At 48.3% G+C, this 286-nt stretch carries 1 protein-coding gene; it reads right to left on the reverse strand.

The window, feature by feature from the left end:
• Positions 1-286: sigma 54-interacting transcriptional regulator (locus tag SB775_RS28805; RefSeq protein ID WP_410864610.1), on the reverse strand; the 286-nt coding region annotated here is incomplete at both ends.

The following is a 286-nucleotide window of genomic DNA, read 5'->3' on the forward strand; positions in this document are numbered from 1 at the left end:
TAGGTTTTGGTGCCGCCGATGGGCATAAACGTTTTATTTTGCAGGAGCAAGAGTAATTTAGACTGCAAGTGGTAGGGCAGCTCACTAATTTCGTCCAAGAACAATGTCCCTTTATCCGCCATTTTCACTAAGCCAATTTTCCCCGAATGGCTAGCCCCCGTAAACGCCCCTTTGTGATAGCCGAACAGCTCTGACTCGATCAAGGTTTCGGGAATGGCGCTACAGTTGACATGGATGAAAGGTTCGTTGCTGCGCTCGCTCAGCTGGTGAATTTGTTCAGCAAGAT

It is taken from the genome of Peribacillus sp. SIMBA_075 (assembly GCF_046534585.1).